The following is a 20,283-nucleotide window of genomic DNA, read 5'->3' as shown; positions in this document are numbered from 1 at the left end:
TGCTCTCTATCATTCCTCAAAAAGATGATTTTAATGATAAATAAACATTCTGAGTAGCGACAGCATTATTAGACCATAAATAAAACTGTGATTTTAGTTGAGCGCGATCGCTTAAGTTTTCCCTAAACTTTATATCAGTCCATACTTGAATGAGTAACTTTGTTAAATCACTATAATCATCTAGAGCAAAAGTTTCACCTCCACCACCTAAAACCTCTGGCAAGCAAGTTGCTCTTGCTGCCAAAACTGGACACCCAACCGCCATTGCTTCACAAAGTTGCAAACCAAATCCTTCGTATTCGCTAGGATACACAAAACAAAGAGCCTCAGTATAAAGTGCTGGCAGATCTGCATCATCCACCCAGCCTAACAAATGTAGATGTTCTAAAATTTCTAGTGATTCTCCTAATTGCATTAGTAAATTACGTTGCTCATCTTTACCGCCAGCAAGCACTAAATCCACACCATCTAAATTTGCCTCTGCAAAGGCTTTAACTAAAAAAGGAATATTCTTACGCTTGTCCCAACCACCAACATAGAAAATATAAGGACGATTCAAGCAATATTTACTACGAATTAACAACCTTTGTTCTTGGGTTACCTGCTTATGAAAACTTGCATCAGCAGCTTCGTAAATAACTGTAATTTTATCTTCGGGAATATGCAAAAATCGGCTAATATCTAGTTTCGAGTAATTACTAACAGTAATAATATGCTCTGCCCTAGTTCTAGCAACCCAATGATATATTTTTGTCTGCATATGATCCAAACTTAACTGTTGATACCAAGGTATATCTTGGGAATAGTAAACTTGGTCTATCGCATCATGTAAAGTTAGTATACGCGGACAAGGACTTGACCAAGGAAGACCAAAGTTCATTGGACAATGTAATATATCCACTCTGTCTTTTTCACACTGTTTTGGTAACCAATTTTGTTCCCAATAAATATAGCGCATAGAGGGAGCAATGCGTACTTGATAACTATCTTTTGGTAATTTTGCCAAATGAGTTTCATGTAAAGGTTGATCGGAGTATAGAAAAAGCTCAATACCCAATGAAGATAATTCTGTTAACAGATTGATAGTATAACGATTCCATCCTCTGAGAGTGGGAGAGCTTAAAAGTCGAGCATTAAAAGCAACTTTCATCATTCTTAATAGTTACTAAATCTAATATATAGTGAATAGATATTAAATCTTTTCCCAGATACCTATTACTGACTTTCCAGTGGAGAAAAATAATAATGGATCAAGCATTTTAGAAATAGGGACAAGAACTCTATCCCAAAATAAAATTTGTTTCAATGAGGGAACTGCACTTTTTAATAATATTTTATTTGCTATTGATGCTAACATTCCCACAGAATCGATATAGCTCAATTTAATACATTTGAAACCTTTGGGTACAATAGAGGTTAAACTTCTTTTCGTGTATCGTCTATAGTGGCCAATGTTTTTATCAAATGGCGAATAAAGCCACTGATGTGCAGGTGAAATAATAACTAGCTTTCCCCCATGATTGAGACTTTGTAATGAGTTCTTCAACTCATTGTAATCATTTTCTATATGCTCAAGTACATCAATATAAATGATTGTATCTAGCGAGACTTCATTTAATTCAGAAAGTGTGCCTACTTTGGCTTCGCAAAAGCGAGGAAGCTGATTGTTATCAATTAATTCTTGTATTTTTGCTAATAGTAATGGATCGGGTTCTAAGCAAATCCATTTCTGATAGTTTGCTTGACATAAAACTTTGGTTGTCATTCCCATTCCTGCACCTACTTCAAGTACTCTACCGCTTAAGTAAGGATGAATAATTGAAGCATAGTAGTTTTTCCAATTAGTAGCATATGCAAATATTTCTAATTCAGTTCCAATATATTTATTAGACATGAGAAACCTCTGAATAAAGATTGTAAGACTGAATAATATAGCTTTGATAGTCTCTGCAAGGCAATGTAGTATACAAACTTCTAGAACCTAAAACAATAAACATTAACAATAAAGAAATTGTCATAGTTTGTAAAATGAAAAGACAGAGTAAACCAATAGTAAATGTTGACCAACCTGGAATAGCCAAATTTGTAAATAGCTTTATACTAATAACAATTGTGACTAAAATAAATCCAACTAAAATTAATATTAAAGAGAAAAGTAGTAATCTAGTTCCGATGACGTCGCTATATACAGAAAGAGAACTTAACCCGTGAGTAACAAGAGCAGTAAAATTCATCTTTGACTCACCAGTAATGCGCTCGCCTCGATCAGTTACTATTTCTGAATACTGTAAACGCGATCTAATGACTCCGGAAGCATAGTGATTCCATATTTCTGCCACTGCAACCAAACGATTCAAACTACGTCGAGGAACAATACTAAAGTTTCCAAAGCGAATTTGCCTACCTGTCAGTAGTTGAAAAACTTTTTTATAAATCAAGTAGAAAATTTTAAACTGCTGACTTTCTGAACGCTTCCGTCTGTAGGCAAATACAACTTTCTTTAGCTTCTCTTCACAGCATTTCTCAATCAGTCTAGAAACATCCTCTGGTTTATCTTCTCCATCCCCATCCATAACAACTACAGCATCACAACTGATATTTGCCTCTATGTATGCTAAACCTATCGCGATCGCTCTTTGGCTTCCTAAATTTCGCTTCAGCTCAACTACCAGCAAACTATCTATACATTTCCATCCATTAGTAAACCAAGAACTAACAGATACCACTGTAGATGCATCATCTACGATCACGACAGATACTTTGATATCCAGCTTCGATAAAAAATCATCAAGATTTTTCAACAGTATAAAAAGGCTTTCCCAATCATTAAAAACTGGAATTAAAATCACAACAGAATGAAGATAAGGAATCATATTTTTGTCCACAAAACCCATTTTTTTGAACTGGAAACTATTATCCATTTACCCCCTCTGACTGGTTTATTTTCAGAACTTAACAGCAGATAATTAGGTGAATATTTTGTTAAAAGTTCCTCCTGTCTTTTTCCTGAAAGAATAGATTCAAAGATATCTATGCGTACTTTTCTTATAGACTCTGGTTGCCATTTTATAGGCTTTAAGTATGCATGACCTACTGTAAAATTCTGCTCAATATCTATGTTTTTATATTCATTGAGCGTATAGCCAAGGAGCCATGCATTGAGAGCATGACGCTCTAGTACTGTAGTATCAGAAATCACAGAACTATGAGAAGTTTGATTAAATTGAAAAAGTTGCCCTCCCTTAGTAAACAAAGAAGCTACATTTGCTTCAAAGGAACCAGCAATAATTGAATTTTTATCAATTTGTGAAAGTGAAGAACGTAAAGGTTTCAGTTCTTCTAGAGTCTTAGTATATTGAACAGGTTCTGTGGCATGAAGAGCTTCATAAGTTCTTCCCCAAACACCAGTTATAAGTATAGCTATTACTATAAATTTAATAACTTTATCTAAAATCTTTTTTTCTTGAAATATTAGTACCAATGAGCCTAAAAGTAGTATTTCTCCAAATGGTCTATTAACGTAGCTCCAGTGGTAATTTTCAAATTCTAAGCCCGTCACGATTGCACTATTCAGCAAAAGATAACTTGAAAATGTCATCAGCGAAATAATGACTAAACTAAAGTGACGAAAGTAAAAAATGGCAATTGCACCTACTATTAAATGCATCCATGTCCAAATATTCACAATGTAGTTTCTTCGGAAAGGATCATCCAATAATAGCTTTGCGCCTCGACTCATTCGTTCTAAAATAGGTTTAAATTCAGGCTTTGAGAAAATAACTGAATTTGAAGTGATTTGGGGAAGACCAATGATGAGACCACCTAGCAAAATTAGCCCCACAAACCATAATTCATGGAAACACCTCTCTCTTGAGATAATCCCTCGCCATCCTAAAAATAAATATATAAGTCCATAAAGTGTCAGGCCAATAAATGCTGCCGTCCAGTAAAAAAAATATAAGTGTATGCAGCTACCCAGAAGGATTCCACCAACTAGTGCTGTTTGCCAATTCCGACGAACAACAGGTAGAAATAGGCAAGAAAGTAATAATAAAAATGGCAGATTGAGGAGAGGTGTCACAATTCGATATTGTGGCAGTACCGCGTTTCCAATCGCGTTAGGTAAAACACCATTATGAATTACACTCTTGACATTAATAAAGTTTTCTAAGAAGGAACGACCTATAAATCCTCCATCACACAGGCAAATTATTGTACATATAAATGCCCAAAAAGTTGAGCGTTTAGTATTCTGAAATAGTAATCTAAATAAAATGTAAAGTGATAAGCTAAAAAATGCACCACCTAGAATACGCCAGACTATAGGAACAAGAATTAAAGGAACTCCTAGCCAACTTGCTAATTTAGCGATCGGCACAAACTGAAGCCAAGAATAAAGCGTGGGTATAGAATCAGAAGGTCTAGTGAAAGGATCTCGTAATAGCCATTCTCCATAGTAGGGAGCTTTTGTTATAGCAAGATAGAGTACATCATCTCCATCTGCTAAGTATTCAAAAGTACCGAGTTTAAAGAAGACCACCAAATGGGGCAATATTGACAAAATTATCCCAACTATACAACAGAAAACTATTGCAAATATATCTTGTTTTTTCCATATATTAATAATAGATTTTTCAGGAGTTTGGTAACTTTTATGTGTAAATAGCATCTTAAAATCACAAAATCACGGCAATAACATTCATCTACAAAAGTTCTAATCTTAGAAACAGTAAAGCTAATAACTATAAACTCTTTCAATTTGTTCTATTGTTACTTGGGGACTACAATAGTTTTCTAATAATTTTCTAGCTTGTACCCTTCTTTTCTGTTGCAACGATGAATTATTCAATAATTCAACAGTCCGTTCAATTAAACCTTGGTCATCTTCGCAAATACCAGCATGAACGCCGTCTAAAGCTGGGATACCTTCAACACCATCAGATGTAGTTACAACTGGTGTACCTAAAGCGAAAGCCTCCATAACTTTGACTTTCATACCACTACCTGCAACAGGTGCATACAGCATGACATCTGTCTTAGCGAAGTAGGGCAAGGTATCAGGTACATCCTGATAAATTTCCAAGTCCTTGGTATGCTCAAAGTCTGCAAGGGCATCTTTAGCAGCCCTGCCAACAATTTGCAGTCTGGCATTAGGAACACGACGTTTGATTTCTGGCCATAGCCTAGTCAAAAGTCTTTCAGCCGCAGAATAAGTTGGTGACCAGTTAAATCCACCAATGAGTCCTAATATTGGTTGTTGGTTTATTTGCTTTTGTTCTAGAAATGGATAAAGTGAGAAATCTATACCTAATGGAACTGTATAGATAGAAGCTTGAGGATTGATTTGATTAATATGTTTGGCTAAACGCTCCGACAATGTAATAATCCTGGGAAAAGCTTTCAGTAATTTTTGTTCTGCTTGATAAGTGAAAAACCGTCTAAAGCGAGTTTCGAGAGAATTGTTATACTCAAAGCTGCGGTCTAAAGAAAATAGGTAATGAACATTCACTACCGCCCGTTCCTTATGTTCAAGTCCTAGCCAACCACTCCAGAGCTGTTCGAGATGAAGGATGTCGTAAGGTTTGGCAAGTTCTGATGCTAAATCTTGGCACAGATCTGGACTGAAGATATAGGAGTAAGGTCGTTTTAGGGTTTCCATCTTTGCTATCAGTCCTTTGTTTCGGTTGGGAATGGGATAGCAGCGCAAGTCGTAATCTGATGCTGGAAAAAGAGCTTGAGTTTTGGCGATATCTTCTAATTTGCTACAAGCTGTAAATGCAGTGACATGATGACCTTTGTTAACTAATCCTTTAAGTAAAACATAGTACCACCTAGCATCAGCGTTGCCAAAAGGTAGAGGTGGTGAATTTATTACTAATAGAACTCGCAGAGATTTCATTTACTTAAAAATATTTATTCAATCTTGTTTAAAATTTTTCTTGCCATGTCATCCCAACTATAATCTCGTAATTTTTGCGAAAAAGAAGATACTAAATTGCTGTAATGGTGTTTATTGCACGACCACTTTTGAAGTCGTGCTGCTAAATCAATCGCATCTTCAGGATTGGGAGTTAACAAATCTTGTAGTTGTGGTGGATAGCGTTCTGCTACGCCAGCCCTAGCACTAACTATACTTGGTAGACCACAACATAAGGCTTCATATACTCCCAAACCATAGGCTTCATAACGAGTGGGAGCAACCAAGCAATCAGCAGCCTGTAACAAACGAGGAACATCAGAGCGGAATCCCAAAAAATGAATGCGGGAATTGATACCAGCAACTACAGCGCGACGTTGCCATTCTTCTAGTTCTGCTCCAACTCCAATCACTATCAAATCTGCATCCCATTCTGAAGAGGCACATAACTGTTGCCAAGCTGCAAATAGTGTATCGAATCCTTTACGGCGATCGCCTAAAGCACCAATAAAAACTACAATTGGTTTGTCATCTGCCCATCCTAGTTGCTGGCGAAGTGCAGTCCGCTCTTGTTGTGTAACTGGATAAAAGATTTGTGGATCGATTCCATAATAGACTACGTGCAATTTATCTTCAGGAATTTTCAGTTTCTTAATCAAATCTCGTTTCGTGCTATTTGAATTGACAATAATTACTCGCGCAGATTGGCATGCCTTTCGTTCTGCATCTAAAAACATTTGATGGGAAACAGCTCCCTTACACTGACTTAATAAGCCAGCTTGATTATTAGGGTGGTAAGCTGCATGAACATAGTGTACCCAGTTAACATCTCCCCACTGGCAATTACCACCATTAACCAATACTCTACTACCATTGGCAGCAACGCGCTGTGCTTGAAGACGACCTATCCAGTCAAGTAAGGGACTGCTGAGTAGATAAGAATTAGCTACCTTTGGTACACGATGAAATTTAACATTGGGATAAGCTAACAACTCATTTGCCACTCGGTGGGCTACTAGATGTACCTGTTGCCCTTGTTTTGCTAGGTAATCAGCCAAAGCATAATTAGCTCTGTCCATCCCACCAGTCTTAACAAAATCACCTGTTACCAGCAGATAAGACTTCATAGCTAAACAGTTGTTGAAAGTTTATTATCTACTATCCTGCTATTGCTAGCAGCCACAAACAGTGCAGTATTTAGTAACCAAAATTCCATGCCGCTCTGACTTATAAATAGAGGATAGTTAAATGTAGTCGCTACTGCTCCAATGTCGTAAGCAAAAATCAACCCACCCCAAAGAGCAAAGTCACCCAATTTGCGATTGATAGCAATTCTCCAAGCAGTTTGGCATGCTAAGTAAAGTGCAGCTATATATGCAAATATCAGCGGTAATCCTCCATCAAGTAGCCATCCAGTCCACTGAATCTCTACCCAAATCGGTTGGGACACTAAGTCAGTGTTATCGCCAAAATAGTTATTTATCATTCCCCAACGCCCCAGCCCTGCCCCCAAAGGATATTGAGGCAACAGCCTTTCAAAAGTATCTTGTAAAAATTGACCTCGGTGTTGCTGGTAAATTTCCTTAGGAGACGCAGCAAACAAACTATATATACGTTTTAGTGTAGACTGTCCCCCAACGGCGATCGCCCAAGAAAATGTTGCTGCAAACAAGGCTGTCACACCCGAAGCCATCGCGATCAGACGGGTGATTTGTCCTGTTCTGAGCAACACGGCTGCGAAAAAAACCATAGAAATAGCAGCCAAAACCAAAATAGAACGCACTTGAGATAGATAGATACAAAACAGACCAACACCAGCACTACCCATACAAGCAATTCGTAAAATTGGATTTTTGTATTTGAGTGCGATCGCCACACTAAACAAAAGAGCATAAAAACCTGCTGTTGCTGCTCCTCCTGGCATATCAGTTAAACCCATCGGTCTGTAAACCTGTTTACCATTAGCTAAAGCAATTAATAATCCCTGCCTTTGAAAGATACTACTTTGAATCACTGTGGACAGAGGTAGTTGAAATATTGTTGGAAAGTACATCTGTAGTACTCCAAAGCCAGCACTTAAGGTATGAATGCCCCAAATCAGAAAAATTAAGCTCTGAAAACTATGAGGTGTAATTTTTAAATTTCTCACCCAAAAGAGGGGGCTAAGAATGGCAAGATACATGGCCCATTGAGCAGCCCCTGCCGCTATAGAATTAATATGGGGGTGTAAACAAAATTGCAAAAGCACAATTACCAGCACTATTAATGCTGGGTTAGTGGCTGGATGTTTACATCCTTCTGGTTTCAACCGTACTAATAAAAACAAACCCAGGGTAAAAGATGCAATTCGTATTGGTATACGAAAAATACTAATTTGAGGAAACAACAGAAATATCTGCAAGCTGAACTGTAGCAGGATAAAGGTGTGGCCCCATGTCCAGTTTAATTTTGTCCATATAGAAGAATTTGGTAATTGCTGACTTGCTTTTGTGATCACTGAATCTACCTAACAAACTTTTTTAATAATTCCTAAATATAAAATTTAAAATTTACTCCAAGTTTAGTTAAAGTTAGTCCATGTTCTTGATCAATTAAGATTACTATACTCAATTACTCTTCAATTTTAGAAGAAAGTTAGAAGCTCCATAGAAGCATTCTAAATCTAGCTTATACTCTTTTATTTCAATCAAACCTTGATTCAAAATGAGATAAAAATCATATAAATAGCTTAACATTTTCCATATATCAAACAACATAGATTTAGTAGTAATTGAGGCTGCACCAATCTCTATTTGTATAAATTTAATTTTTTTGTTTACAATCATTTGATAAGCACCTTTGAGTGCTAAAAATTCAAACCCTTCAATATCAAGTTTTAAAAAATCAACTTCCTCAATCTTATTTTGCTGACAAAAGTCATCCAATTTAATAGTATTTACTATTTCATGCGGTGGAGAATCTTCTAAGTCTGCCATCATTATATTCAAATATTCAAGTTCAACAAGGCTGGCTCCAGGAGAACCTCTCCAAGGCGAATATAATCTAGAACAATTATTCTCTTCTGAAATAGCTAATTTATGAAGTTTAATATTTTTGAAATATTTATTGTTTTCTAATAAATAAGAAAAACAAGTTGCAGATGGTTCAAAAATATATAAATCAAAGTTTTTTTTTGCAGAATCACATACCTTTTTAATCATGTCTGAATAATGACCATAATTTCCACCTACATCAAAAATAATCAAATTCGTATTATTATTTAACGTCTTCAGTGCAAATTTGAATGCTATTTTTTCGCCAGTACAATCAGGAGCTAGTTGAGAAGCGGCGATTCTATTCATTGCATTTAAACAGATTTTGTTCAATCCATAAAAAAAAATAAATAAAGATGGTCTTGAGAAAATAAATAGAAAAATTCTCAGTAGTTGAATTTTAATACTGTATTCCCATTTCATACGCTACCTAATTTATTTTAATTCCTTAAAATTTTATCAAGTCTCCTGAGATAAAGTTTTAGGTTTTCCTACACAAAGAATATTGTCGCTAAATGCACGTCCACGAAAACCTAGATTTTCTGACCAATGCCACGGTGTAAAGGGCATACGTCCATAGTTGCTGTATTGTATTTGAATCTCAGTAATTTTACACTCCGTAAAAATACGGAAAATATCAATCTCCAGCAAAGCTGTTATATGTGCCGGATAAAGCCCAGGTGCTTCTTGAAATGCATTGAACTGATTTTTCAAAATAAAGGTTAACTTGCTTAACAAGCTTAATTGATTGGGTGTGGTGACAATTACCAATCCTCCAGGCTTGGTTAACCGAACCAGTTCTCGCACAAAAGCCCGTGGGTTTTCTAGGTGTTCAATAGTTTCAACCGCACAGACAACATCAGCGAAACTCTCTGGCAAAGGTGCTTTGCCAATATCGAAGTTAAAGGGGATAAATTCTAGTTGTGGTGGAAAGTCAGGGTAGCGTACAGCATCTACACCAATATAACGGTCAAAGCGATCGCGTACAAACGACCAAAGCTTACCTCTACCACAACCAACATCTACCAACACACCACCAGGATGTCTCTGCGCTACTGTTCTAGCCACCATTTGGTAGATAGGATCGCTACTACTGCCAAGGCTTTGCCGCGCTCTGTTTTCAACATTTATTTGTGTTTGCGTCATTATTTGCTTGTTACTCTAGTACTTCAAATATCGTGCTGTTTCCCTACCCAACTAAATCATGCTTGTATTCAGTAATGCTCAAAGCGCCATCACACAAGTCTTGATATCCTATTGTTGGACAAGTCTAATATTAATGAGTGTAGCTATCTTGTTTTGCCTATAGTTTGTCCACATACCCTAACTTTTAGTCTTTTGAATCTGACACTTGCGTTTCCACCAAGATAGTCCAAACATGATGCCAACAAAGGAACCAATACCTAGATTAGAGGAAAACTCAAAGGGAACAGTGGGAGGGTTAGAAGTGCCATTGTATTCTACTGTGATGCTTGCTGAAGCAAGTGTTGTAATATTGGTCGCAACGTTACCACCACCACCACTAACACCAGTGAATATTTCCGTAAAAGGCTCAAAAGAAAAAGTCCCTGTTCCTAAAAAACCTGCGATGTCTGTTGGTTGACTAAAAGTCACTATAATCGGACTAGCGTTATTATTGATTGTGAATGGACCAAACGGTGTAGGTGTGTTTGGAGCCATATTATTGTAAGTCGTTCTTCCTATCCGAGTAAAAGAAGCCAGAGGAGAATAAGTTTGTAGTGCGATAGGAGCATTTGCACTTGGAGTCAAGTCAAATTGACTGGGTATGACACTAACAGTAAAAGTCTGAGGATTTGCAGCTGTATTTGTAACTGTACCACTACTGCTTAAAGTAGCAGTTATAGTAAATTTGACATCAGTTACTATTTCTCCTGGTTGTGGATTATACTTGTCTAGTGTTAATACAGGAGTTCCAGCAAGTTCAGTCACTTGGTTACTGAACGAAGCAGTTTGAGTGAAAAAAGTCAATGCATTAGCTTTTGGAGCTACAAACAAAGAACCTACAGAAATCGAAGCGGCTAATCCAGCTACATAAGTTATGTTTTTTGCACGTTGCTTCAGTGTCATAATTTTTTCACTGTTAGTTAGAACAAAAGAACAAAAAAGCTAGTTTTTTTCCTAACCTTATGTAAGGCTTGCTATCCCTTTTTAAGTGTTTCTAATCAATTCGGTTAACTTGTCATAATTAGCTCTCAGGAAACGCGGTTTCCAATGCAGATTTTTATCAAATCATGCTACAGCCTTTTGTTTAACAACTTGAGAAAGCAGATTGTAAAGCTGATTCAGTTGCCTTTCAGGATTACAAAGATAAGCCGCTCGTGATTTTCCAGCGTCTGCTAAATATTTTCTTTCATGAGGACTAACAATCAATTTACTTAAAACCTCACTTAAGGCATTAATATCATTAGGTGTAACCAACCGTCCGCAGGAATCATTAACAATTTCTGCTCCTCCCCCTATAGCAGTTGTAATGACTGGCAAGCCTGCATAAAGAGCCTCTACAAAAGCTATTCCAAATGGTTCTGCTCCTATATTAGGTTGACAGTATATATCAGCAGCAACCAACAAGCGTGGCACATCAGCTCTTTGCCCCAAAAAGCGTACTCGCTCATGAATACCCAGATGTTGCGCTTGCATTTCTAGTTCTTGTAAGTACTCTGACTCATGAGGACGTTGCACTCCTCCAGCCAGCCAACATATCCAATTTGGTACTTCGCGTAATTGCCCCAAAGCTGCAAGTAACACATTTTGTCCCTTCCACCGCTCTAGACGAGATGCCTGGATAATAGCGATCGCATCATCAGGAGTATCTAGTTCAATTCTGACATCATGGCGAATCAAGGTATGATTGCCAATATCAGGACAAACTACAGGTAAATAAAGAGTCTCATTGTAGCTTTGATAGAGCTTTGATACAGTAGCTTGGGTGTAACGACTATTAGCAATTACCAAATCTGGCACCACCAACTTCGCCAATTGTTCTAAAGGATGCTTCCCATTCAGCACGTCATGACACCAAAATACCAATGGTATATGATTTGCTCTGACTGTTGAACCAAAAATCGCTTGCGGCCAGCATGCATGACAAATCACTACATCAAATTGCTCTTGCCTTAAGAGTTGCTGGAGTTGCAACCTCGCTCTCCACACCGTCCAAGGATGGCTTACTCTTACATGACCTAGTATGTGTACTGTAGCGCCCAAGCTTCGCAGCTCATTCACTAATCTACCTTCAAAACACAAGGCAAAGTGAGGCTGCATTTGTGTGCATAAACTTTGCTCCTTTGCTAAAGTCAGCAGCAAAGTCTCAATTCCACCGAACAGATTTCCGGCAGAGATATGTAGAAGTTTCATAGTAAATCTACTGCTTTTGGTATTGCAGTATAGTCCCATCCTTGACTTATAACTTTGTCATAGAATTCAAAACTTCTTTGAGCCATATTTGTATGGTTGAAATACTCAGCTCGTTTTTGACTTGCTATTACCAGTCGCTCGCGCAGATTAGGTTCCGAAAGAAGACGCTTCGCTGCCCTAGCTAGAGCAAATGGATCGTTAATTGGTACAGTCAAACCTTCCTTTTCATCTCGGCTCACCCAAGGGACACCACTACAGAGAATGTTGGCATTAATGACAGGACAACCACTTGCCATCGCTTCTACCTGAACTAACCCAAATCCCTCACTGCGTAAGTTAGAAGGAAACCAAAGAGCAGTTGCAGCATGATAAGCTCCTACCAGTTCGTCTTCATTCACACGACCTAACCAAACAATGCGGTCTTCTACTCCTAGTTTCTGCGCTAAAGTCTTTAGTTGTGTTTCCAAAGGGCCAACACCAATTACAACCAATTTCCCTGGCACCAAAGTTAGGGCTTCAATTGATATATGCAATGCTTTGTAATAAACAAGTCTACCTACTGCTAACCAGATTATTTCTCCATATTTATTCTTCAGGCTATGACTAAAATCAAGTGCTTTTTGATTAGGGTTACTGTATATTGCAAGATTTAAACCAAGTGGAAGATCACTTAATTTATGATGATAAAACCGCAAAAATTTTGAGCCTTGAATATACTGCAAGCTAGTTGTTAAGACTTGCGAACTTCGGCTGTAAACTAAATATTCAAAGGGTCGCAATGCATACTTTAAAATTTTTTGCTTAATGACGTCACTGTGGTGTGTAATTACTAAAGGTATAGTCCTATCCAATATTGTTAAAGCCATCAGCATTGTTGGATTAGGAGTATGAAGATGGAATATAGTTTTTGGTTCGTTAGCTAATCTACGAAGTTCTTGACACAGTCCAAAACATATATCAAATCGGGCTAATGAAAAAAGGCGACCGAGGCGGGTCACGCTAACATCACCATCTATGTCACAAACGGTATTTGTTTTAGTAGATAAATGCCCTTTTTCATTAAAACCATTCACACAAATTACACTAACTTTTGCACCCAAAGCAGCTTGAGAACGAGCCAGAGTTTGAACGTGTGTCTCCATACCTCCTCTGTCTGGAGGATAATATTTAGACAAATGAATTATCCGGTAATTGAGTGTTGTTGACATCTATAAATAAAGGTAATTTAGCTGTTTTTTGTAGATGTGAAAAATCAGCCTCAAGCTTTGAATAAGAATGATTAGGTTTAAAATATAGTTAACAAGCTATTTGCTTTTTCTCTCTAAAGCAAACAAGTTTATTTTGTTTACTTTTTATATTTCATACAACAGTAAATATACGTAATTAATACAAGCTTAATTTTGTTTTTTAAATAAAAATCTAGAGATAAAAGTACTTTGTCATACACAACATAGACAAAAATTTTATATCAAATAAAATAAATAATCTTAAGAATATATATTATTTACAAATAGCTTTTTACAAATATTTATATTGAAAACTAAAAAACTTATTATTGCACTCTAATCTATTTTATCTATCAATAGGGATTGCCATGCAGTATAGTTCTTGTTCCAGACAGCTTCCAAAACTAGGTAAATATTAGAAGCTGATACCCCATTCAAAGGAAGAGATAACTGCGCCCATATACAACGGTCATCTCTAAGCACTTCCTTTCCTAAAACCCAAGGTAATATGCGATTCCAGACTAAATCATATTTGTATCTATTTTGCATAAATTGAACCGAAGTAACAGTACTACCTCCACGAGGATTAATACAAGCTGTGAGATAAGCTTGTTTGCTGTCATGATAGAGTGTATAGAAGCCAACTCCTTTGATATATTTAAATTGTTGATGGCTATTTTTAATTAAGTTTTCACTTAGCATCTCCAAAAAAGGATTTGGCTCGCCTCTAGTATTAACGACATAGCGCATTTGCAGCTTTAACTGTTGAGTGTTTTTCAGATAGCTATAATCCTTGCCAGATAGCATTACAATAGACTTTATAGTGTCTTGATTATCTTTTTGTTGCTCAATCAGAGGTTTGACAGTCACTTGCTGCCAGCTATTTAGAGCAAGTTTATCCGGCAGGAGAGAGGTAGTTACCAACCGTTTATTGGTTATTAAATAGATAGCAGTTAATATAATTCCTACCCAGGTAGCAGCAAGAAAAAAGCCCCGTTTTGACGTAACTGTCGCTGTGGCAGTGGGATTGTATTCTTTTGTCGGGGGGGATAAATTTTCTAATGGCAGTATCCAATTGCATAAAGCAGCATAAGTAATAGTTGCAATTGCTATAAAAATAGAGCCACCTGTATAACTGTGCCAATAATCAAAAATACTGCGGTTATTTACGACAACAGCTAACAAAGCTACACGAAAACAGCCAACTAAAAAGCCAGTACCTATAGCAGATATAACTAATCCCCATCTCTGCTGCCAACTTAAAGGAAAGACAACTACCATAATCAAGAGGCTGAGTCTGAGTAACCATACAATCAAAAGACCACCAGTACAGTAATAAAGAACCTCCACCTGACCTGTAGGTAGTATAACAAAGGCACCTTGGGCAGTAGCTTGCAATCCTAAATAGTGGAGAGAAAAGGCAGATATAGTTGCAGTTAAATCACTAAAGTGCAACCAGGAAGCAAAAAAATTATTGATGTGGCCAAAAGGAAACAGCATCAAGCATAACAATAAAAATAAGCGCCAACGTTGCTTTAATCCTGAAAATCCAAAAGATAGCAATCCTAAGCCTAAACCAGCAACAACAGAACCAAATCGAAATAAAATTAAATCAAAGTGCCATAAGTACAAGGGTCTAAATATGACAAGAAACAGTAGCCCTAAACCCAAGCAACTGGAAATCCAATCGGTAACAATTTTATGATGTCTGTTTTGCCATAGTAAAAATAAAATTCCTGCCCAATAAACTCCATATACAGCTATTTCTTCACGTTCAACATCATGACTATTAACTATACTTAAATGTAGAATTGCAAGTGTAGAAAATATACCTAATGTGTAAAATAGATGTGATTTAGGTAAATCTTTGAAAGAAAATAGAGAGCTTTGTGTGTCTTGGTGATTTCTCTCGTTAATCTGAACATTTTTCTTCACTATACCTTACCCAAAAATTTTATCAATAACGCGCGCCCAGTCGGTTAGCTTCCACAATGTAATAAAGCAAAATCCTGATAAGAAAAGTCCTAAGTTAGTCTTTACAGAAGCTTTGATCAAGTTTTTAATCTGTTCTTGCCTGGCTATATTAGCAGTATTGGAGGCATTGTTAGCGAATGTCTTAAGTTGCTGAGATAGTTTGTTCTGCAAATCTTTGGACGATTGATTAGAAACAGCTTCATTCGGTAGATTTAAAATCCTTGCTAAGTTATTTAGTTCTTGAGTAGAGCTTAGTGTATTAACTTTGGTGGTTAATTGTTGTAGCTGTTCTTGTTGTTGTACCTGTTGAAGAGTAAATTGATTATTAATGTTTCGGTAGAGTGTAAGGCTATTATTAATAACCAAAGGTAACATTAAGATGTAAGCTATTCCTAAAAATAAAGCAGACCACGAGAAAAATCGCAAGATTGAGAGTTGTCGATAACTAACTATAGTTTTTCGATTGTATAAAAATATAAATGTCATTCCCAACAATGGTGCCCAAACTATATCTACTAATCTTCCAATAACTTGCAATTCCCAACTAGGATCTGTTAAACGGAGAGGAATTAAGGCAGCACAGTAGTCGATAAATGTAAATATTAGAAGTGCATAGCCAATCACACGTAACAAAGTGAAGACCCGCTGTTCTATAATTTCTGTGATTTCTACTGGCTGTCTGGAAATTTTTGCTTGTTCCTTGGTTTTCATTATACGTAGTTTAGATTAATCTTTTTTGCCCTGAGTTAGACTTTCTCTAATGCGATCGCATATTCAGGGTATATGCAGGAAAATAAATAGAGTCGCTCTCTGGTAAGCTAGCAAGCCAGAATTTCTACATCACTTGGATAGTAACAACAATATATGTCTGCATGGCAACAATCTAGTGCTGCATGACCCAAAATTGAAAATCAGATCTTACCCAAGAATATGTCGTATATTAATATATTAAATTTAAATTACATCAGTACTAATACGTAGGATTGAATTTAAAGCCTCTTCACTATTTTTTGTTTAGTGGTGATTCTGTGATTCTAGAAAGTTCTTAGTTTTGAGATAACTCATTCTGATGAAGCGATCGCACTGATGAAATCGTAACTAGTTCTCAAATTAAAGCTACACATAGTTTATAGTCAGTATGACTTGTGCTTACTCCCAGTCATCAACATTTGTAGCCATTTTCTTGAGAAACAACATAAATTTATTGCAATCAGGCGATCGCAGTGTTCTAGAAGCGGCAAGTCTGAAGGTGGAAAAATTTATCCTAGCTAACTTTTCCGGTTTCAGGGTTAAGAATGCAGATATTAGATGCTACTCTTTTCTTAACCTTTCTCATTGCACCTAGCAACAGGAGACTTCCCACTGGAATTGCAGCACCTGCATCACTGTGCCAAGGAACTTGTGGCGCAACAGCAATCCCACTGGCAGACGGATTTAACTCAATTCCAGGAGATCTAATTTGAGCGTAAATTTGACCGTACGACAAAGCTAGAGGATTAGACCAATCTGAATCGCGATTATTTTGGAGATAAAAAAAATCGGTTCCGCCAGAGTTTTGCACAGCAAAGTTATTGCCAGCACTGCCAACTAGATCCGCATCATTGAAAACTTTTCCAGCAGCAGTAGTTATTCCTCCACTTACAGTAATATTTATATTTGAGTAAATACCACCATTGTAATCAAATGAGCCAGTAGCAACGGCTCCATCGTTGAAATTCAAATTGAAAGTCCAAGCCAGAGCATGGGCTGGAGATGTGCTGGCAACGATACCAATAGCACTACAACAACCTAACACCAGGGAAAAAATATTACTTAGTTTCATCAAAACACCTTTCCTTTAAAGGAAACGAATATAGTATTGCAACAGTTTTCATTACAAACAATATGTTCTTACTACCATCAAATATCAGCACGGCAACAATCAGCACCGCGTCATTTGAGATTGAAAATTATTATGCTCCCGATTATACTACCGTATATTTATATATAAATTTTCAAATAACGCACCAGTAATAATACGTAAAAACAAGGGGTTTTTACTTATGTGTGTATGTAATCAGTTAGAGTAGTTAGAGAATTCAGCCACTTCACTTTCTAACAGTCAATTTTGATGTTGAGATGATGCGATCGCATAAATGACAGAGGCATTATTTATCAATATCTACAATCTGGTTTATTTGGTGCTAACTTATACAGTCAATCTAACAAACGTCAATAACCAAGCTCTGAAGATTATTTCTTGAAGAGAGCAATTTGTTACACATTTTTTACGCATTTTATTTAATGTAAGCTTTTTCAACTCAATAATGTTTAGAAGTTCAAGCTCAGGAAAGAGAAACTTACAGTTCTATTTCTAGCTACTCTGATTCTCACACCATTAATTTTTTGCAAATGAGTTGACAGTGTAATTACTAGCTTAATAAATTTTTTCATTAATTACGTATTTATACTGAGAAAAATAGGTATGCTTTTAAGAATATTGATAGTAAAATAAGCCACAATCTACTTTAACTAGTACAGGGTAGCAATTATCTTTTTTAAAATTTTCCCATTCCTTGCTAGAGAAGAAAGAACGATTCAAATTGTTAATTAGCTAACAGTAGCTAGAAGGGTATTATATGGAAGAAAATTTGCAATATTGGATGATTCTGAAGCGTAGGTGGGCACCTGTTTCTATAATTTTCTTTGCTGTATTGGCGTTAAGTATAGTCAAAACTGTACTAGAAACGCCTACTTATCAGGCAACAGGTCAGCTTGTATTGAAAAAGAACGCTACCTCCTCACTCACAGGCGTAGGTAGTCAATTAGGACAGTTGGAGAGTTCAGTCAGTGGTAGACCGATGGGAACTGAGGTAGCGGTTATACGCTCCTTACCTATAGCCGAAAGAACAATAAAGGCTCTCTATCTAAATCTAAACCCCCTAGTCTTTTTAAAAGATTTGCAAGTAAAAAATATTGAAGAAACTGATATTTTGGAAATTTCCTATACAGATATAGATCCTGGAAAGGCCGCTTCAATTGTTAATACCCTGATGAAAATCTATATAGAAAATGATATTGATGCCAATCGCGCTCAAACCAGATCTGCAAGAAGATTCATCGCCGAACAATTACCGTTGAGTAAAAAAGCATTACAAGCCGCCGAAAAGAAATTGCAAGATTTTAAACAACAGAACAGGGTTTTAGACCTCAAAGCTGAAGCTACATCAAGTGTAGGAATTTTGACTGAGCTTGATAAACAAGTAGCTGCAACTAGCTTTGAACTAGCATCTCAAACTGCAAGGATGCAATCAATCAGGCAATTTTTTGGTGTAAGTTCACAGCAAGCTGTAATCACGGGTTTTGTGAGTGAATCACCATCAACAAGTTTGGTTTTAGGACAATTACAAGAGATCCAACAAAAACTTGAAATGGTGAGACTGCGTTTGACAGAAAATCATCCCACAGTGGTTAACCTTAAAGAACAAATAGCTGTTCTCAAAAGTGAACTTAAACAGCGCATAGAAAAAAGTTTTGTTGGTAAAGCGGGACGCTTCAATCAAACCAAAGATCCCGAAAATATTGTCCAGCTAAGACCCCAGGGTTTACAACAAGGAATTCTTGCTAATTACGCCACAGCTGAAGCAGAACGTCTTAGTTTGCAAGTAAGATTGAGAGCATTAGCTGAAGTGATCGGATATTACAGACAAAGAGCCAATACGCTACCGCAGTTGGAGTTGCAGCAACGTCAGTTGGAGCGAGAAATAGCAGCTACTGAATCTAGTTATCAGAATCTTCTGGCTCGCTATCAAGAACTGCAAGTAGCAGAAAATCTACAAATTAGTAACGCTAGGGTGATTACACCTGCATTAATTCCTTCATTGCCGATTAAGAGCCGTCAGTACATAAATTTATTGCAAGGATTGATTGGTGGAATTTTGCTGGGTGGAGCGACTGCCTTTATTTTGGAAAAAATGGACAAAACTATCAAAACACCTGAATCTGCTAGAGATTTGCTGGGGTATAACTTATTGGCATACATTCCACCTTTTAGTAATGGTAGCCAGATTCCAGAGGTAATAGTAAAAAATAAACCTGATTCCCCTGTCAGCGAAGCTTTTCGGATGTTGCAAACTAATTTGAGATTTTTTAATTTAGAACAGCCTAAGGTGATTGTGGTATCAAGTGCTGTACCTAGAGAAGGAAAATCAACAATTGCTGCCAACTTGGCTTTCTCCATATCTCAAATCGGACGCAGGGTATTGCTGGTGGATGCAGATTTACGGAATCCTAGCCAAGACAAAATTTGGGAACTTCCAAATCAAGTTGGCTTAAGCAATGTGATTAAAAGTAAGTTGGATTTAGAACGCGCTGTCACTGAAATTGTGCCGAACTTGCAAGTTATGACTACTGGTGAACAGACGAATAATCCATCTGCACTGGTTAATTCTAGTCAAATGGCTGTATTTGTAGCTCAAGTTGCACAAAGGTTTGATTTTGTTGTAATTGATACTCCACCTTTGACTGTTGCTGCTGATGCAACAGTTCTAGGCAAACTGGCTAATGGAATTTTATTTGTAGTTCGACCGGGAGTAGTTAATGCTAATAGCGCTTCTCTTGCTAAAGAATTGCTAGAAAAAGCTGGTCAAAATGTTTTAGGTTTAGCCGTTAATGGTGTTGCTGCTAAACAACAATATTATGGCTACTATACAAGGAGTAGCGTTTGAGTAATGTCCTGTTTGGCAATCTTTTTTGTAAGTTTAGCGATCGCACACTTGAT

The 20,283-nt window shown here is 36.9% G+C and carries 16 protein-coding genes; 1 reads left to right on the top strand and 15 read right to left on the bottom strand.

Features of this window, described 5'->3' with window-relative positions; translation table 11 throughout:
* Positions 1 to 16: 16 nt before the first annotated feature.
* From U2718_RS29420 to U2718_RS29350, 15 genes are all read right to left on the bottom strand, one after another.
* The gene (locus U2718_RS29420) at positions 17 to 1,153 is read right to left on the bottom strand and encodes a glycosyltransferase family 1 protein (RefSeq protein WP_342000982.1); all 1,137 of its coding nucleotides are present in this window, start codon (positions 1,151 to 1,153) and stop codon (positions 17 to 19) included.
* A gap of 39 nt (positions 1,154 to 1,192) precedes the next feature.
* Positions 1,193 to 1,894, bottom strand: a complete 702-nt coding sequence (locus U2718_RS29415; RefSeq protein WP_342000981.1) for a class I SAM-dependent methyltransferase — start codon at positions 1,892 to 1,894, stop codon at positions 1,193 to 1,195.
* Complete coding sequence (locus U2718_RS29410) at positions 1,887 to 2,921, bottom strand: glycosyltransferase (protein WP_342000978.1); 1,035 nt, start codon at positions 2,919 to 2,921, stop codon at positions 1,887 to 1,889. Before U2718_RS29410 ends, U2718_RS29415 begins: the two co-directional genes overlap by 8 nt.
* Entirely contained in the window at positions 2,870 to 4,669 is a 1,800-nt protein-coding gene (locus tag U2718_RS29405) for a hypothetical protein (RefSeq protein ID WP_342000976.1), read from the bottom strand. The genes U2718_RS29410 and U2718_RS29405 overlap by 52 nt, the downstream gene beginning before the upstream one ends.
* Positions 4,670 to 4,735: 66 nt before the next feature.
* Positions 4,736 to 5,899 carry a glycosyltransferase family 4 protein gene (locus tag U2718_RS29400; protein ID WP_342000974.1) on the bottom strand — a complete coding sequence of 388 codons (1,164 nt, stop codon included), beginning with the start codon at positions 5,897 to 5,899 and terminating at the stop codon, positions 4,736 to 4,738.
* A 14-nt stretch (positions 5,900 to 5,913) separates the two neighbouring features.
* Positions 5,914 to 7,044, bottom strand: a complete 1,131-nt coding sequence (locus tag U2718_RS29395) for a glycosyltransferase family 4 protein (protein ID WP_342000973.1) — start codon at positions 7,042 to 7,044, stop codon at positions 5,914 to 5,916.
* A gap of 2 nt (positions 7,045 to 7,046) precedes the next feature.
* A complete protein-coding gene (locus U2718_RS29390) occupies positions 7,047 to 8,414 on the bottom strand; it encodes a hypothetical protein (RefSeq protein WP_342000971.1) in 1,368 nt (455 codons plus the stop codon).
* A gap of 109 nt (positions 8,415 to 8,523) precedes the next feature.
* Positions 8,524 to 9,258, bottom strand: a complete 735-nt coding sequence (locus U2718_RS29385; protein ID WP_342000970.1) for an FkbM family methyltransferase — start codon at positions 9,256 to 9,258, stop codon at positions 8,524 to 8,526.
* Positions 9,259 to 9,408: 150 nt separating this feature from the next.
* On the bottom strand, positions 9,409 to 10,095 hold the full coding sequence (locus U2718_RS29380; RefSeq protein ID WP_342000968.1) for a class I SAM-dependent methyltransferase: 687 nt from the start codon (positions 10,093 to 10,095) through the stop codon (positions 9,409 to 9,411).
* A gap of 177 nt (positions 10,096 to 10,272) precedes the next feature.
* Entirely contained in the window at positions 10,273 to 11,037 is a 765-nt protein-coding gene (locus U2718_RS29375; RefSeq protein WP_342000966.1) for a choice-of-anchor E domain-containing protein, read from the bottom strand.
* 162 nt (positions 11,038 to 11,199) lie between these two features.
* Complete coding sequence (locus tag U2718_RS29370; RefSeq protein WP_342000965.1) at positions 11,200 to 12,324, bottom strand: glycosyltransferase family 4 protein; 1,125 nt, start codon at positions 12,322 to 12,324, stop codon at positions 11,200 to 11,202.
* On the bottom strand, positions 12,321 to 13,466 hold the full coding sequence (locus U2718_RS29365) for a glycosyltransferase (RefSeq protein ID WP_342000963.1): 1,146 nt from the start codon (positions 13,464 to 13,466) through the stop codon (positions 12,321 to 12,323). The genes U2718_RS29370 and U2718_RS29365 overlap by 4 nt, the downstream gene beginning before the upstream one ends.
* Positions 13,467 to 13,886: 420 nt before the next feature.
* Positions 13,887 to 15,485: a cyanoexosortase A system-associated protein gene (locus U2718_RS29360; protein WP_342000962.1), complete on the bottom strand. Its 1,599-nt coding sequence runs from the start codon at positions 15,483 to 15,485 to the stop codon at positions 13,887 to 13,889.
* 6 nt (positions 15,486 to 15,491) lie between these two features.
* Positions 15,492 to 16,235: an HpsJ family protein gene (locus tag U2718_RS29355; RefSeq protein WP_342000961.1), complete on the bottom strand. Its 744-nt coding sequence runs from the start codon at positions 16,233 to 16,235 to the stop codon at positions 15,492 to 15,494.
* A gap of 553 nt (positions 16,236 to 16,788) precedes the next feature.
* Positions 16,789 to 17,346, bottom strand: coding sequence for a hypothetical protein (locus tag U2718_RS29350; protein ID WP_342000959.1), 558 nt, complete (start codon positions 17,344 to 17,346; stop codon positions 16,789 to 16,791).
* A gap of 796 nt (positions 17,347 to 18,142) precedes the next feature.
* Between U2718_RS29350 and U2718_RS29345 the strand changes: the two genes are divergently transcribed.
* On the top strand, positions 18,143 to 20,230 hold the full coding sequence (locus U2718_RS29345) for a polysaccharide biosynthesis tyrosine autokinase (protein ID WP_342000958.1): 2,088 nt from the start codon (positions 18,143 to 18,145) through the stop codon (positions 20,228 to 20,230).
* Positions 20,231 to 20,283 lie beyond the last annotated feature (53 nt).

Source organism: Chlorogloeopsis sp. ULAP02 (assembly GCF_038404745.2).
In the GTDB taxonomy this organism is placed as follows: domain Bacteria; phylum Cyanobacteriota; class Cyanobacteriia; order Cyanobacteriales; family Nostocaceae; genus Chlorogloeopsis.
Note: the sequence above shows the minus strand (reverse complement) of the source record. Positions and strands in the feature narration are given on the sequence as shown.

Coding starts and splice junctions, on each gene's coding strand:
- U2718_RS29420 (WP_342000982.1), bottom strand. CDS start 1,153: ATGATGAAAGTTGCTTTTAATGCTCGACTTTTAAGCTCTCCCACTCTC.
- U2718_RS29415 (WP_342000981.1), bottom strand. CDS start 1,894: ATGTCTAATAAATATATTGGAACTGAATTAGAAATATTTGCATATGCT.
- U2718_RS29410 (WP_342000978.1), bottom strand. CDS start 2,921: ATGGATAATAGTTTCCAGTTCAAAAAAATGGGTTTTGTGGACAAAAAT.
- U2718_RS29405 (WP_342000976.1), bottom strand. CDS start 4,669: ATGCTATTTACACATAAAAGTTACCAAACTCCTGAAAAATCTATTATT.
- U2718_RS29400 (WP_342000974.1), bottom strand. CDS start 5,899: ATGAAATCTCTGCGAGTTCTATTAGTAATAAATTCACCACCTCTACCT.
- U2718_RS29395 (WP_342000973.1), bottom strand. CDS start 7,044: ATGAAGTCTTATCTGCTGGTAACAGGTGATTTTGTTAAGACTGGTGGG.
- U2718_RS29385 (WP_342000970.1), bottom strand. CDS start 9,258: ATGAATAGAATCGCCGCTTCTCAACTAGCTCCTGATTGTACTGGCGAA.
- U2718_RS29380 (WP_342000968.1), bottom strand. CDS start 10,095: ATGACGCAAACACAAATAAATGTTGAAAACAGAGCGCGGCAAAGCCTT.
- U2718_RS29375 (WP_342000966.1), bottom strand. CDS start 11,037: ATGACACTGAAGCAACGTGCAAAAAACATAACTTATGTAGCTGGATTA.
- U2718_RS29370 (WP_342000965.1), bottom strand. CDS start 12,324: ATGAAACTTCTACATATCTCTGCCGGAAATCTGTTCGGTGGAATTGAG.
- U2718_RS29365 (WP_342000963.1), bottom strand. CDS start 13,466: ATGGAGACACACGTTCAAACTCTGGCTCGTTCTCAAGCTGCTTTGGGT.
- U2718_RS29355 (WP_342000961.1), bottom strand. CDS start 16,235: ATGAAAACCAAGGAACAAGCAAAAATTTCCAGACAGCCAGTAGAAATC.
- U2718_RS29350 (WP_342000959.1), bottom strand. CDS start 17,346: ATGAAACTAAGTAATATTTTTTCCCTGGTGTTAGGTTGTTGTAGTGCT.
- U2718_RS29345 (WP_342000958.1), top strand. CDS start 18,143: ATGGAAGAAAATTTGCAATATTGGATGATTCTGAAGCGTAGGTGGGCA.